Source organism: Indibacter alkaliphilus LW1, from assembly GCF_000295935.2.
GTDB classification, from domain to species: domain Bacteria; phylum Bacteroidota; class Bacteroidia; order Cytophagales; family Cyclobacteriaceae; genus Indibacter; species Indibacter alkaliphilus.
The window spans coordinates 1-14,010 of sequence record NZ_ALWO02000027.1; the positions used below are offsets into that span (position 1 = coordinate 1).

At 38.9% G+C, this 14,010-nt stretch carries 12 protein-coding genes; 8 read left to right on the plus strand and 4 right to left on the minus strand.

What is annotated here, in order from left to right; all coding sequences use genetic code 11:
• Positions 1 to 146: 146 nt before the first annotated feature.
• Positions 147 to 761, minus strand: coding sequence for a Crp/Fnr family transcriptional regulator (locus A33Q_RS07255; RefSeq protein ID WP_009036318.1), 615 nt, complete (start codon positions 759 to 761; stop codon positions 147 to 149).
• Positions 762 to 868: 107 nt separating this feature from the next.
• Here A33Q_RS07255 and A33Q_RS07260 point away from each other — a divergent pair, with 107 nt between their 5' ends.
• From A33Q_RS07260 to A33Q_RS07295, 8 genes are all read left to right on the plus strand, one after another.
• Positions 869 to 1,132: a hypothetical protein gene (locus A33Q_RS07260; RefSeq protein WP_009036317.1), complete on the plus strand. Its 264-nt coding sequence runs from the start codon at positions 869 to 871 to the stop codon at positions 1,130 to 1,132.
• A 23-nt stretch (positions 1,133 to 1,155) separates the two neighbouring features.
• Positions 1,156 to 1,386 (plus strand): hypothetical protein, encoded by a 231-nt coding sequence (locus tag A33Q_RS07265; protein ID WP_152527389.1) that lies wholly within the window; start codon positions 1,156 to 1,158, stop codon positions 1,384 to 1,386.
• 1,511 nt (positions 1,387 to 2,897) lie between these two features.
• Positions 2,898 to 3,116, plus strand: a complete 219-nt coding sequence (locus A33Q_RS07270; RefSeq protein WP_016254858.1) for a hypothetical protein — start codon at positions 2,898 to 2,900, stop codon at positions 3,114 to 3,116.
• Between the two features lie 186 nt (positions 3,117 to 3,302).
• On the plus strand, positions 3,303 to 3,710 hold the full coding sequence (locus A33Q_RS07275; RefSeq protein WP_009036314.1) for a plasmid mobilization protein: 408 nt from the start codon (positions 3,303 to 3,305) through the stop codon (positions 3,708 to 3,710).
• Positions 3,695 to 4,969: a relaxase/mobilization nuclease domain-containing protein gene (locus tag A33Q_RS07280; protein WP_009036313.1), complete on the plus strand. Its 1,275-nt coding sequence runs from the start codon at positions 3,695 to 3,697 to the stop codon at positions 4,967 to 4,969. Before A33Q_RS07275 ends, A33Q_RS07280 begins: the two co-directional genes overlap by 16 nt.
• Positions 4,863 to 6,953 (plus strand): conjugal transfer protein MobC, encoded by a 2,091-nt coding sequence (gene mobC / locus A33Q_RS07285; protein ID WP_009036312.1) that lies wholly within the window; start codon positions 4,863 to 4,865, stop codon positions 6,951 to 6,953. The genes A33Q_RS07280 and mobC overlap by 107 nt, the downstream gene beginning before the upstream one ends.
• A gap of 304 nt (positions 6,954 to 7,257) precedes the next feature.
• Positions 7,258 to 8,166: an ArdC family protein gene (locus A33Q_RS07290; protein WP_016254861.1), complete on the plus strand. Its 909-nt coding sequence runs from the start codon at positions 7,258 to 7,260 to the stop codon at positions 8,164 to 8,166.
• A 115-nt stretch (positions 8,167 to 8,281) separates the two neighbouring features.
• Complete coding sequence (locus A33Q_RS07295; RefSeq protein ID WP_009036310.1) at positions 8,282 to 8,725, plus strand: DUF6508 domain-containing protein; 444 nt, start codon at positions 8,282 to 8,284, stop codon at positions 8,723 to 8,725.
• Positions 8,726 to 8,742: 17 nt separating this feature from the next.
• On the opposite strand, the gene A33Q_RS07300 is transcribed toward A33Q_RS07295, so the two are convergent.
• The 3 genes from A33Q_RS07300 to A33Q_RS07310 all read right to left on the minus strand — a co-directional run bounded on the left by A33Q_RS07300 (position 8,743) and on the right by A33Q_RS07310 (position 13,950).
• On the minus strand, positions 8,743 to 9,087 hold the full coding sequence (locus A33Q_RS07300) for a DUF4878 domain-containing protein (RefSeq protein WP_009036309.1): 345 nt from the start codon (positions 9,085 to 9,087) through the stop codon (positions 8,743 to 8,745).
• Between the two features lie 171 nt (positions 9,088 to 9,258).
• Positions 9,259 to 9,702, minus strand: a complete 444-nt coding sequence (locus A33Q_RS07305) for a hypothetical protein (RefSeq protein WP_009036308.1) — start codon at positions 9,700 to 9,702, stop codon at positions 9,259 to 9,261.
• Positions 9,703 to 9,885: 183 nt separating this feature from the next.
• Complete coding sequence (locus A33Q_RS07310; RefSeq protein WP_152527390.1) at positions 9,886 to 13,950, minus strand: hybrid sensor histidine kinase/response regulator transcription factor; 4,065 nt, start codon at positions 13,948 to 13,950, stop codon at positions 9,886 to 9,888.
• Positions 13,951 to 14,010 lie beyond the last annotated feature (60 nt).

Here is a 14,010-nt window from a genome sequence, read left to right on the forward strand (position 1 = left end):
ATTAGATGATGCCCATGTAGGAAAAATGCAATAATCAATAGCGCTTTGGTAGACGTGATTTTTTTCATTTTTGTAACTGTTTGTTTGTCAGCTACAAAGTTGGGGCAAGATGTGGAGTGGGAAATTGACCTATGTTAAGAAGATAACTAGCGCTCCTCAAAAAGTTTTTTTCTAATTCTGCTCAGCGACTCTGGTTTGATGTTGAGATAGGATGCCAGGTATTTTAAGGGCACTTGCTCTAAATATATCGGGTACTTTTGCATCAACCTGAGATACCTTTCCTGCGCAGAATCTGTCATTAGAGAAATTTCCCTTTGTTCTCTCCATATATAATACTGTTCCACAGCAGTCCTTCCAAACTTGTTGCTTTCGGGATAGTGCTGATAAAGCTGCTGCAGGAAATCATGATGGATAGAAGCCAATACGCAATCTTCCAAAGCCTGAATGAAAAAGCGGGATGGCTCCTGTTGGATAAAACTGGAATAGGAACAGTTGAACTCGTGCTGAAATGAAAAGTCGAAAGATTTTTCTTCTCCTTTGACCATGACATAGTGCCTGGTACAACCTGCCAACACAATGGAAAGAAAACGTTCTGTTTCTCCTTCATTTAATATAAAATCTCCTTTATGGTATTTTCTGATTTTGAAACCTTGCTTGAAAACCTCCCATTGTTCATCAGTCAGAGGCAAATAATCATACAGCAACTTTCTGGCTTCATTGAGATGCTTTGAGTATGCTTCTTCTGAAAGAGTTCTATCCATGAGGTCTTGATGTAGAGTATGATTTTCAAGATAAGGATTTACTTAACATAGGTCAATTTTCGTAGGCTGTTGATCCAATACCTTTGCCAAACAAACTAAACATAAACATGATGAAAATTCAATTTACCTTCGGCAAGTTAAAAGGACTATTCAGCATTGCCTACTTATTACTTTTTGGCGGTCTCTTGAGACTGTTTTCGGGTCTCTATGATTTCTTTAAAGTACAGTCAAAGTTGGCCCTCCTAGAAAAGTTTGATTTTTTGGTTGAGAATGCCCTGTTATTTGGGCTCAACGGCTTAATCCTTTTCTTAATATTGAAGTGGATTGCAGGTAACCTGAGAGAGAAAAATTTTGAAATGAGTTTGAAATAATGATGCATCAAAGAGTTAAAATTATGAAACATTCGGAAAAAAATTCTGCCTATCCTTTAGTCAACTTCCTTTCCTACATATTTCTGTTCTGTGGGATAGTATTAATTTCCTTAGAAGTAGTATCGTACTTCAGGGCTGAAGAGTATTCCTTAGTAGAAGCTAGTGACAAATATTTCATCGCCATGATGATGTTTCTATGGTATTGGGGGCTTAGACATTTGAAAAAAAAATATATCAGAAAAGGAGAAAGTTAAGGGACTTGATCATATGGCTGGGGATTGACTACCTTATATCCAGCTACGGATAAAAAATGTCCGAATAAGAACAAGGGTTGTAGTCTCTAAAAGCCCCTTTGACCAATCCAGCCAATTCTCTAAGAAGTGAGTAATTGGCAAATCATGTTGATCCCTAATAAATAATACAAGTGTTTGTTATACTTGAAATTCTATGCATTTCATTGATATGCTAAAAACGTAAAAGCCTGTAAATCAAATGATTTAAAGGCTTTTGATGGGGTTTGAAAACCCATTTTGTCGGGGTGACAGGATTATCACCCTTTCCTGTAAATAGCTTAATATCAATTACTTGTTTGAATAAGTTTCAAGTGGTTCACCGATTAGTTCTCACTTTTATTTATCCACAAAGTTATATAATTTAATTAAATATTTAAATTTATTTCAATAATTTTTCTTGGTATTTGATCTGTTTTTTCTTCCTCTACCAAAATAATTTTTTGCTGTCTAAGGTCATTTGCATTTTGACGTTTCATTACTAAATTCTCAATAGGTTTTCAAGCTCATTTTTTGTTTTGAATTCTACTTATGCCATATGAAGTATTTCAATTTGTGAGCATTAAAACAGGTTCCCTTTATCTGAGAATTTCATAAGTTAAACATGTTTGGGAAAATTTTTAAGGATAATAAAGAGCCATTTGAACTAACATTCACCTGGTCGACTATTCTTCCTCAACAGATATTTTTTTTATTTCATAGAGTGTGAAATTCCCCATTAAGGGTGTTTTTCATCATTTTTTGATAAACTACTTTTGAGTGATTCAATGATAATAATTGCCTAAAGCGTAAATAAAATTTGATAATCCCAGTATTGACTAACTTTACTAAGATAAATATTGAATTGTTCACCCTAATACCATTCCATATTACCCTTGGCTGTATACTGCAAGAGAGGTATTCTCAAATAGGAAAATGACTCCCAATAATTTAAAACATTTGATTTAATGAACAATTAAAGGATGGCGTTTTGCGACTTCTTTTTTATTTTATAAATGCTCTGGATTGGTTTTTAATCATTAATACTATTCTTGAGTTTAGTGAAAATTTATCAAATTCCTGATTCAATTTCTATAAGAGGATAGTGATCCTAGAAGTCGATAAAGAGCTTAAGAAGTATTATCAATCAATTGTTGGTGTCAATTTATAAATGCATTTGAGAACTGTGATGATGCATTCCAAGTCTTAAAAAAAATAAGCCCAATTTAATTCTTCACTGAATTAACTTTTCCGGCGGAATGCTTGGAAAAGAGAATGTGCAAAACCTCAAGTCTGAATATCACTAGGTTGAAATTTTTATTGGTTCAGTTCATGATACTGACAAGCTTGTTTTTGAAGCTATGAGAGCTGGTAAAACAGGTTTTTTTAATGGATTAATACTTGCTCACACTTAAAAATTTCCTTACCCCATTCCTGTCTACATACTGAATAATTTTTTTGTGTGATTTTAAACTTTGGTCAAAAATGATCAAGGTATGAAAACAACAATCGCTCCCAAATCAGAAAATCTCCGGATGAATATTCCCGGAATAGAGCAAGTAAGATCCTATTTCAGTATAAAGGATTATTCAATAGAAGAAGCCGATCTGTTCTTCTTTTACTACCAGTCTTTGGGATGGAGAAATGAAAACGGTACTCCTTTACGGGATTGGAAATCTGCTGCCTCCAGCTGGATGTGGAACCTGGAAAACTGAGACTGAAATGGAAAAAAGTCATGTGTTTTTACAATTGTCATGCCCAGGAATTGGGAAAATTGGAACTGCTGTGATGCAGTTAGCTAGATGTAGTTTTGTCTACGCCAAAACCCTCCTTCAGCTCCGAAGTCGCTTTTTGAAAATCCTCGGAACTCGGATTTTCTGTTTACCTAAAAGAGAATAATCATGAGCATTAAAAATAGAGGACTAGCTAAAAATGCCCTGTCACGAAAGGTAGATTGCAGGATACCTGAAGAGAAATTTCAGGAACTTCAGGAGCTGATATCCAAAGGTCAGGGACTGACCATGAGCGAACTGGTAAGGAACATCATTTTGAATAGGAAAATCAGAATTGTCCACCATGATAACAGCCTTGACCTTATGATGGAAAAATTGTCCCAATACTGTGCTGCAATCCAGTCCATAAGCATTCAGGTCAACCAACTTCTCAGATCCTTTTTAATCAAGGAAGGGAATACGGATAATAAAGGGGGATTCCGGAAAATAGAAAATCTCCTTTCCCAGGTGGATTCCAATCAGAACCTACTCGAAGAACAAATTGCCAAATTCAGTAAAATATGGTTGCAAAAATAACAACAGGTAAATCTCTCCGGGGTCTCATCATCTACAATGAAAAAAAGGTGAAGCTTGGAGAAGCTAAAGTGCTAATGGCAAAAGGCTTTCCAAAGGGAATGGAAAGTTCTTCCACAGATTTTAAGCTTATCAGGTTTAAGAAACTCCTGGATCTGAACAGAAGGACCAAAACAAATGCGGTACATATATCTCTGAATTTTTCCCTGAAAGATAAAATAGATGACAAGCTTCTGGCATTTATAGCCAATGAATATATGGAGCGGATAGGTTTTGGTGCCCAGCCTTGGATGGTCTACAGGCACTTTGATGCAGGACACCCACATATCCATATCGTGTCAGTGAATATTAATGAGGAAGGGAAGAGGATAGAAACGCATAATCTGGGGAAGAACCAGTCGGAAAAGGCAAGGAAAGAACTTGAAATTGAACTGGGGCTAATAAAAGCTGAGGATCAGAAGAAGGATTATTTGCTGAGGGCACCACTGGAAAAGGCCGAATACGGTGTGGCAGAAACCAAATCCCTCATCTCCTCCATTGTGACAGAAGTATATAGGACTTACAGCTTTAGGTCTTTTGCCGCGTATAATGCTGCACTTTCACAGTTTAGAATTGAAGCCGTAAAGGCCGGTAAAACTGATGAATCAGGAAATCAGCATGGGCTGCTTTATTTTATCCTTGACAGCGAAGGCAAAAGATGCAGTGTTCCCGTTAAAGCCAGCTCCATACATTCAAGACCCACTCTATCAAAAATCCAAAAAAAGGCAGATCAGGAAAGAAAAGCCAAACCGGATAAAGGGCTGATCAATAGGTTGGAAGCAGTTAGGAGAAGGGTGAGTGAAAATAATGGAGACCTGGAGGCTTTTATCCTGGAACTGAAAAAGAATGCCATTGGGTTAAAGACAGCCTTCAATGGGGAAGGGAGACTTTATGGCACAACCTATATAGATAACATTCATAGAAAGGTTTATAAAGGTTCAGACCTTGGAAAAGAATATACTGCTGAAGGCTTATCGCAACTGTTTCTAAATGGCCATGACAAAGAAGGGGATGAGTGGACAGACCAAAACCGGTTGGATCATTCAGAGAAACAAACTTATACCCAGAGCAAAGGTACCCTTTCCAAACCCGAAACCGAAAGTTTGGGGCCAGACCTTGAACAAATTGCTTATATGGTTTCATGGAAGATTCCTGAAGGGAACTTTGCAACGCCTGACCCATTCAGAAGGAAGAGAAGAAGGAAAAAGAAAGGACAACTTTGACATGGCCACCGCAGACAATCAGGATGCATTGAGGAAAATACTGGAACTGACTAGAAAGTCTAGCTTAATTTTGTTGGTGCTGCACCTCTATGTAACATGCAGGGGGTTTTTTGCCTCCCTACAACTTGAACATCCCATATTTGATGCTTTGCTCCAAAAAGCGGCCTTGACGGGTATATTTATACCTCCTTTTGATGCGAAGTTTTTTTCCTTTGTCCTTTTACTGATTTCCATATTGGGAGTTCAGGGAAAGAAGTCTACAAAGCTAAAAGCATGGGTGCCCTTACTGCTTTTGATGGTAGGAGTGATGCTTTATTGGAGTGGAGAATTGGTTTACAGCACAGCTTTGGAAGCTGACATAAAGCACATGCTCTACATAATAGTGACAGTGGGTGCTTACCTAATGGTCCTTGCCGGGGCAACGCTTCTGACAAGATACCTCAATGGATATTTTGAACCGGATGTGTTCAATAAAATCAATGAAACATTCCCACAGGAAGAACGAAAGCTTGTCAGTGAATATTCAGTAAACCTTCCTGCTGTTTACAAACTGGCAGGGAAGGTGAGGAAGAGTTGGATAAACTTTATCAATCCATTCAGGGCCATCTTGGTTGTGGGTACTCCTGGTTCTGGGAAAAGTTACTTTGTCATCAGGCACATCATCACCCAGCATATAGCCAAAGGCTTCTCTATGTTTATATATGATTTCAAGTATGATGACCTGTCCAGAATTGCTTACAATGCCCTTCTAAGAAACAAAGGAGCTTATAATATTTTGCCGAAGTTCTATACCATCAATTTCGATGACCTGAACAGGAGCCACAGGTGCAATCCCTTGGAGCCATCTACTATGTTGGATATCACCGATGCGTCTGAATCTTCCAGGACCATTATGCTGGGCCTGAACCGGGAATGGATTAAAAAACAGGGTGATTTCTTTGTGGAGTCTCCCATTAATTTTCTTACGGCCGTGATGTGGTTCTTGAAAAAGTACCAGGGAGGTATCTATTGTACACTCCCTCATGTAATTGAGATGATGCAGGTAGATTACAACAGACTTTTTTCGGTGTTAAGAACTGAGCCTGAAATTGAAGTGTTGATCAACCCGTTCGTGTCTGCCTACCTTCAAGGTGCTGCCGAGCAGCTGGAAGGACAAATTGCCAGTGCCAAAATCACCATGGCAAGGCTTTCTTCTCCCCAATTGTACTATGTATTATCTGCCAGCGAATTCACCCTTGATGTCAACAATCCTATTGATCCCAAAATTGTCTGCATGGGAAATAATCCCCAAAAACAGCAGGTCTATGGGGCAGTGCTCTCGCTGTATATCTCAAGGATAACCAAGCTGGTCAACAGAAAGGGGATGATGAAATCCAGTCTGATTTTTGATGAATTTCCTACGATCTACTTCAATGGCATTGACAGCCTGATTGCTACTGCCAGAAGTAACAAAGTGGCCACTACGCTTGGGGTACAGGACTATTCCCAACTCAAAAAAGACTATGGAAGGGAGCAGGCAGAAGTGATCATGAACACTGTGGGAAATATCATTTCAGGGCAGGTGCTCGGGGAAACAGCCAAGCAGCTTTCAGACAGGTTTGGAAAGATTGTACAGAAAAGGCAGAGTCTCTCCATCAACAGCAATGATACTTCTATCAGCCATTCCAAACAGCTGGATCTGGCAGTTCCACCATCTACAATTGCAACATTGAGCTCCGGGGAGTTTGTTGGCTTGGTGGCGGATAACCCGGATCAGGAAATAGAGCTGAAGCGCTTTCATGCCAAGATTATCAATGACCATAAAGCAATAGCCTTGGAGGAAAAGGGATACCAAGAGATCCCAAAAGCCCGTGATATTCAGGAATGGGAGGTTATGGAAAATTACCAGATCATCAAGTCCCAGATAGCGGAACTCATTGAAAAAGAATTGGAAAGGATGATGGACAATCCCGGATTGGCTTCACTGATTATTCAGAAGGCTTGATCAAAGATTATTTTGCTTTTGTGTTTTGAAACCGGCATTTTTTAATTCATAAAAACAGATTCATTGTAGAAAAAATAGAGCTGTGTTCTTTGTTTGCGAAATGCGAACAGGAGCATAAACTATAATTGATTTGATTTTTATTTCTATTCCATTTTTCAGCCAAAATAGGTTTTTGAATCCCACACAGGCCAAGAGACTACGGCATAAAGCCACGATGTTTTTTATTCCGTTTCCTCTTGCCTTCAGTGTGTGCAAAAACCTGAGGATGCTTCATAATTCAATCTTTCACCAAAACGAAAATGTTATGAAGACCTCAAAGAAAAAAACAACTGGAGATATTGCGGAAATGGTAACGGCCATGATTATTGCAAAATTGGAAGAAGGGGTGATTCCTTGGAAAAAGCCCTGGAAAAACGGAGTGCTACCCCAGAATTTTCTGACAAAGAAAATATACAGGGGGATCAACCTGCTCATCCTTCACTCTTTTGGACATGAACTGCCCTATTACCTTACTTTTAAGCAAGTTCAGTCCATGGGAGGAAAAGTAAAGAAAGGGGCTACTTCCATTCCGATAACTTACTGGAACTATTACTATAAGCAGAAGGGATCAGGCAAAAGGATTTCAGATATAGAAGCTATGCAAATTGATCATGCTCTTGTGGTGAAAACTGCATTTCTCAAATACTACAGGGTTTTTAATGTTGGAGATTGCGATGAGCTTGACCTTAGCGGCTTGGAAAACACCAACCTTGGCAATAAACCTAAGATTGATCTTTGTGAGGAAATAGTTGGAACAATGCCCGACCCTCCAAAAATTTCCAATAGTGGAAGTGAAGCATATTATTCACCGCTGACTGATGAGGTTTGTATCCCTGCAATTTCCAAGTTTGATTCTTCCGAAGCTTATTACAATGTGCTTTTTCATGAACTTGTTCATGCGACAGGACATGTGTCAAGGCTGAATAGAGAAGGAGTAAGTGTTAATCAGGGTTTTGGAAGCGAAGTATATTCAAAAGAGGAACTGATAGCTGAAATAGGTGCGGGAATACTTTCAGGATATGCCGGTATATCTGATGAAAAATTGCTGAGTAACTCAGCAGCATACATACAGGCCTGGCTGGAAAAACTCCGCTCAGACAAGAACCTGATATTTGAAGCATCAGGTAAAGCACAGAAAGCAGTGGATTACATTCTGGATATATGTCCGTTTTAGAATTAAGAAAAAGGGGTTTCCCCTTTTTTAGTCATTGAAAAGATAATTATGCTAACTCATATAGTTTGTCTTAAATCAAATTTTTTACTTTTACTGTATAACTTATGGTTAATAAATGAAAGTAGCTTTTACTCCAATAGATACCATTGAAGAATTTTTAGTTTCAGAAGAGGGGGATAAGAAATTATTCGAACTGAAGGCATACCAATTACAGTTGGAAAAAATGTTTCAAAAACTTTATGACCTGCCCATAAAGCTGACCCCTGAAGCAGTCAGGACTTATTTGGACTTACGTGGCTTGGACACAGAGCTGCATAGATTTTTACTTACTTCAGGGCTCATGCCTGCATTTGATTGGGGAAATTGGCTGGAAGGAAATGAAATCATTGAGGGTATTAGGAAATCACCTTCCATTAATCGCTTAAAGGCACTGAAACTTCTGAGTCTGATTTTAAAGCTTGATCAGCAAAAAAAAGGTAGGTTTGAACAAAGCCTGTATGATGGTCAGATCTTGTGGTTATTGGAGAATGTTTTTCAAGAAAATGATTCACATGATTAGGGATCTGACATAAATCCTCACATCTGTACCAGCCATTTTCCATCCACCTTGATAAGGTAGATAACCTGTATTTGTGCGTCCGGATTTTTGGGATCCCTGAGTTTGACCCAGGCCTTGTTGTTGACAATGGAATCCTTGTAGGCTTTGTAGGTAAAGTCTGGCGTGATATGCTCACTCAGGCCCATTTTAAGGGCCATGTCTATCATGCTGCCCGTTGCCTCAGTAGCATATTTCTTGGCTTTTTCAGTGTTTCCTTTGGCCAGGTTTTCAGCAAAATTCTGGGCCACAGATTTTGGGTTGGAATTGCAGGATACAAACAATAGAAGCACCAATAAGCTGGATAATTGGAGGAGGTTTTTCATTGGTTTTGAAGGTTTTAAGATTCAAGGAAAGAAAAATATTCTACAAAAAATGTCCAGTTTTGGACTTTTTTTCTCCTAAAATTTTTGTATGAAGAAGTGCTGAACTTGGATTTTGAATCTGATTTTGATCAATTTTTCGCTTTCCTTTGTTTCGATTCTATTTTTAGAACATCAGTAAGTATGGTTCATGTTTTTAAAGAAGCCCCAAAGAACCAAAAATAAAGTGGCCAACATGGCAAAAGACAATGCCACCAACAAGAAAGATATAACACCTTCAATAAAAGGGGCTCCTTCCATACCACCTGCAATTGGCATCATTTTACCTGCTCCTGAAATAGCGGCAATGATCGCAGCCGCAATATTGGCAAAGGTTCCAAAAGCAACTAGCCAAAAAGTAATCCTGAAGAAGGTTCTGGATAAATGAAGCCTGTGCCAGATCAGCCCAAGAACTATTAGGAACATTCCATTCATAACTCCTTCCAGGTGTGCCGAAAGTCCCATTCTTGGATTGGTCATATTGTGAACAAAAAGCCCGGAAATAAGGCCTAGAAGGAAGAGTAACAGCCCTAAAAAGATCAATTGATTGGACTGATTTGATTTGAGTGATTCAGTCATGATGTAGGTTGATTTGGTGATACTTAAAGTTATGAAAAAAATTTTGAATCCTCTGAAAATGAGGTGGTTTAGCTGTACCTGATTGATCTGTGTTCCAATTATTTTGCTGAATGAACGGAGAACATAAATCGCTCTTCATGAAAAAAATCAACTGTATCCAAAATATAAATTTTTCTGTTTCACTTAAATTCTGTCAAGGGTTTTTGTTTGCTCATTTTGTGGGTTTTGTTGATAATCCCTAGGAGAAACACCATACTCCTTTTTAAAGCATTTTGCGAAATAGGAAAGGTTAGAAAAACCAACTTCATACATGATTTCGGAAATATTTCCTTCTTTATTTCTAAAAAGAATGGAGGCCTTTTTCAATCTGTATTTCCGGATGATTTCTTTTGCTGAATAATGGGTCAATGCCTTAAGTTTTCTATAGAGATGTGCAGTGCTCATGCCTATTTCCTCGCTTAGTAGCTCTACGGTAAACTCAGGGTTAGAAATATTGGCTTCTATTATGCCTACAACTTTTTTCACAAACTTATCATCTATGTTTTCACCTTCTTCTTTGAATTCCGGTTGCGTAATGATCTCGGCTTTGAAATAGTTTAGTAAAACATCTTTTCTTTTGATAAGCTGCTCAATGTTTGCTTTTAACAATTCCAGGTCAAAGGGCTTTGTTATGTAGGCATCTGCACCTGTTCTCAGCCCTTCCACTTTTTGTGAGGTAAGACTTTTTGCGGAAAGGAGTATGACACCGATATGACTTGTTTTTGGATTTTGTTTTACCTTTTTACACAAGGTCAACCCGTCCATAACGGGCATCATAATATCGCTGATAATCACTTCAGGAGTAAAGTTTCTGGTTTTATCCAATGCTTCCTGTCCATTCTGTGCCACCACAATGTGATAACTTTCCCTTAAATGTAAAAGGAGATAATCAACCATATCGGGATAATCTTCCACTACCAAGATCACAGGCTTGGAAGTGTCAAAATCATATTCGTATTCCTCAAAGTTGTCAGCGTCCTTACTCACCAAAAGATTTATGGTTTCGTCTTTTTGCTCTACCTCAACAGGGAAATGTACATTGCCCAATGGCAAGGTGACTGTAAAATAAGACCCTTCACCTGGCTGGCTCTCCACATTGACTTCTCCAAAGTGAAGTTTTGTATATTCCTTCACCATAGAAAGTCCAATGCCCGAACCTGAATCAACTTGTCTGCCTTGGGTGCCCTGATAGAAGCGGTCAAAAACCTTTGGTATCTCTTGAGGCTCTATTCCTATACCTGTATCATGGACCTGGATATCTACTGCACCGTTCTTATAGTGATCTTTATCAGGGTGTTTTCTAATACTTAACTCAACAGCCCCCTGATCTGGGGTGAATTTGAATGCATTGGACAGCAGGTTGTAAAGTACCGTCTCAAGCTTCTCACTGTCTGCCCATATTTCACAGGATTCTATTTCTGAATTAAACCGGAAATTGATATTTTTTCTTGCAGCTTTGTCTTTAAACAGCTCACACACTTCCCTACTAAAGCTGACAAGGTCAAAAACCCGTACTTTCAGTTCGAAACTATCCTGCTCAAGTTTTCTGAAATCAAGAATCTGATTGACAACCCTTAATAACCTATTGGAGTTTTTTTCAGCCAATCTAAGGAGTTCCTTGGATTTTAGGTCAAGTTCTTTTGAGCTAAGGGCCTGTTGGATAGGGGGAAGGATCAGACTGATAGGCGTCCTGAGTTCATGGGAAATGTTGGTGAAAAACTGTTGTTTGGTTTTTGCGATTTCCTCACTGTGCTGCTTCTCAATTTTGGCAAGGTTGACTTCATTTTTGAAGTGTATTCGCAAAGTGTAAAACCTGAAAGCGAAGGCCAACAATGCCAGGACAAGAAAAATATAAATGACAATGAATGGGGTGCTTAAAAAAAGTGGTGGCTTGACTTCTATGTCCAAAGTATGGATTTCATCTGACCAAATACCATGATTGTTGCTCCCTTTGAGTTTTAAGATATATTTCCCTGAAGGAAGTTTGGAATAGACAGCTGTATTTGTGGAACCTGAAGCATATGACCAATCTTCATCAAATCCTTCAAGCTTGTAGGCATAGATATTCCTTTTCGGTTGCCAATAATGCAGAGCAGAAAAATCAATTGCAAATGACCTTTGGGCATAATTCAGACTGAGCTTTTTCATGAATGCAATATCCATGGGCAGTTCAAGGCCCGAATCCGTATTTTTTCCGGGAAGAATCCTTTCATTATTGATTCTAAGATTGGAGAAAAACAGTTTTGGCTTGAAGCTGCAGGCTTCTGCATCAGTGGCTAGCCTTATAAAACCGTTGTCCCCTCCAAAAAACAGCCTTCCCTCTTTATCCTTGGAAAAGCAGCCTTCAAAGAAACTTTTGATAGGCAGTCCACTATCCAAAGGAAATAGTTCATAGGCATCCAATCCAGGCTTGAACTTAATCAAAAGCCCCGATGCGGCACCCCAAATATTTCCCTGATTGTCCTCAGTGATACTGTTAAAAAGAAAATCTGAACCCATCTGTATAGGATGGTAAACAGCTTTGTCATTCTGTGGTTGGTACTCTATAAGTCCATTGGTAGTAGCAGCCCACAAAACTCCTTTTTTGGAAAAGTAAATGGCATTTAGGCTTCTTCTGTTTGACACTTCGTTAAAAATACTGACACTACTGTTTCTGTGTGTCTGTAAATCGATCCTAAACAATTCATCATAGTTGACAGCCCATAGGGCATTGGCCCCTGTAGCTACCTTTTCAGAACCTACCTCACTGGCTTTTTCAAAATATAAACTCTCGATATCATTCAATTTGCCTGATACTTTATATAAACCGCCTTCCCATGCACTTACCCAGAAAGTCCCATCACTCGCTTTTATAAATTTTGCGATGTAATTGCTGTCAAGTCCATTTTGGTTACCAGAACTTATCGAATGCATTTTTAAGATTTTCGGATCCCAGATATTGATCCCTCCAGCTGTTCCTATCCAGATTCTTCCCAGATCATCTTCCTCTAATGCGTACACATTGTTAAGAAGGAGTTGCTTCCCCATTCCGGAGTGGATATCAAAAACTTCTTCCTTACCATCAGGACTGATTCTTATTACTCCATTAAGAGTCGCCAACCAAGTATCTCCGTTTTTGGTATGCAGGATAGACTTTACCTGGCTTCCGATTTTTTGGTTATTTTGCCTATGGTTGATCTCATGAAAGCTGTAAAAACTGTTGTTTTTGTTAGTGAAACTTAAACCGTTGGAAGTCACAAACCAAACCACCCCGCCAGAATCCTCAAAAATTTGCCAATTGACATTGCTGCCTACTGAGTAGGCCAGTTCTGGATGGTTGAAAAGCTGCTTGATGTCACCATTTTCGGGGTTTAGAATGTTTATCCCGAAATCAGTCCCCAAAGCAAGGCTGCCATCGGTGGAAGTATAAATACTTTTTATTACCTCATTGCTTAAAGCTGTGTTTGCTTCGTTATAGGTTTTCTTTTCTCCGGTATGAATATGGAAGTGTACCAGACCGGTTTCAGTTCCAACCCACAACCACTCTGGGCTGTAGTTGTCGGGCTGTATGTCCATGATCAGGTTATTTTGGAGAGAAGGCTTGTAATTTTCTTTTAATTCGAACTGCTCAAACTTTTCGCTGCCCGGACTTAGTTTATTCAACTTGTCATATGTACCCACCCAAAGGTTGTCAAAACGGTCCATAAAAACTGATCTGATCATGTTATGGCTTAACCCACTGTTTTCCCTGTCCAGTTTTCCTGTTTTTCCTTCCTTAAAGTAGAAAAGCCCCGCAGTGGTGCCTACCCAGACTGTACCCTTAGAATCCAAATAAATTGTTCTTACGGCAATGGAAGCGCCCAGCTCAACGGGAATTACCTCAAAATTGAAAATATTGATCTTCGAAAGACCTTTCCAGGTACCTATCCAAATTTCATCTCCAACAGCTTCCAGAGCACTTATTTCATTGGCTGCCAATAGTGGGAACACCTCTTTTTTGAAGTTCTGAAAACTGTTGCCATCATACCTGGAGACCCCGTTGGCAGTACCTACCCAAATAAAATCATTTTTATCCTGGGTAATCGCACTGATGGTGTTGGAAGGTAATCCGTCCTGAGTTGTTAAAGTGAAAAAATAGGGATTCTTTTGGGCATTGGCTGACCAGAAAAGAAGTAGAAAAGTACTAAATAAAAACACGAAGAACCTGTAAATCATTTTGGGTTTTGGCAAGGTTTATAAACTAAACACAGGTTTTTGGATCTTGAATTTTTCGAATTGTTCCCTCCTTGA

Excerpts from the sequence above, each read along its gene's own strand:
- A33Q_RS07255 (WP_009036318.1), bottom strand. The coding sequence starts at position 761 with ATGGATAGAACTCTTTCAGAAGAAGCATACTCAAAGCATCTCAATGAA.
- A33Q_RS07260 (WP_009036317.1), top strand. The coding sequence starts at position 869 with ATGATGAAAATTCAATTTACCTTCGGCAAGTTAAAAGGACTATTCAGC.
- A33Q_RS07265 (WP_152527389.1), top strand. The coding sequence starts at position 1,156 with ATGAAACATTCGGAAAAAAATTCTGCCTATCCTTTAGTCAACTTCCTT.
- A33Q_RS07270 (WP_016254858.1), top strand. The coding sequence starts at position 2,898 with ATGAAAACAACAATCGCTCCCAAATCAGAAAATCTCCGGATGAATATT.
- A33Q_RS07275 (WP_009036314.1), top strand. The coding sequence starts at position 3,303 with ATGAGCATTAAAAATAGAGGACTAGCTAAAAATGCCCTGTCACGAAAG.
- A33Q_RS07280 (WP_009036313.1), top strand. The coding sequence starts at position 3,695 with ATGGTTGCAAAAATAACAACAGGTAAATCTCTCCGGGGTCTCATCATC.
- A33Q_RS07290 (WP_016254861.1), top strand. The coding sequence starts at position 7,258 with ATGAAGACCTCAAAGAAAAAAACAACTGGAGATATTGCGGAAATGGTA.
- A33Q_RS07295 (WP_009036310.1), top strand. The coding sequence starts at position 8,282 with ATGAAAGTAGCTTTTACTCCAATAGATACCATTGAAGAATTTTTAGTT.
- A33Q_RS07300 (WP_009036309.1), bottom strand. The coding sequence starts at position 9,087 with ATGAAAAACCTCCTCCAATTATCCAGCTTATTGGTGCTTCTATTGTTT.
- A33Q_RS07305 (WP_009036308.1), bottom strand. The coding sequence starts at position 9,702 with ATGACTGAATCACTCAAATCAAATCAGTCCAATCAATTGATCTTTTTA.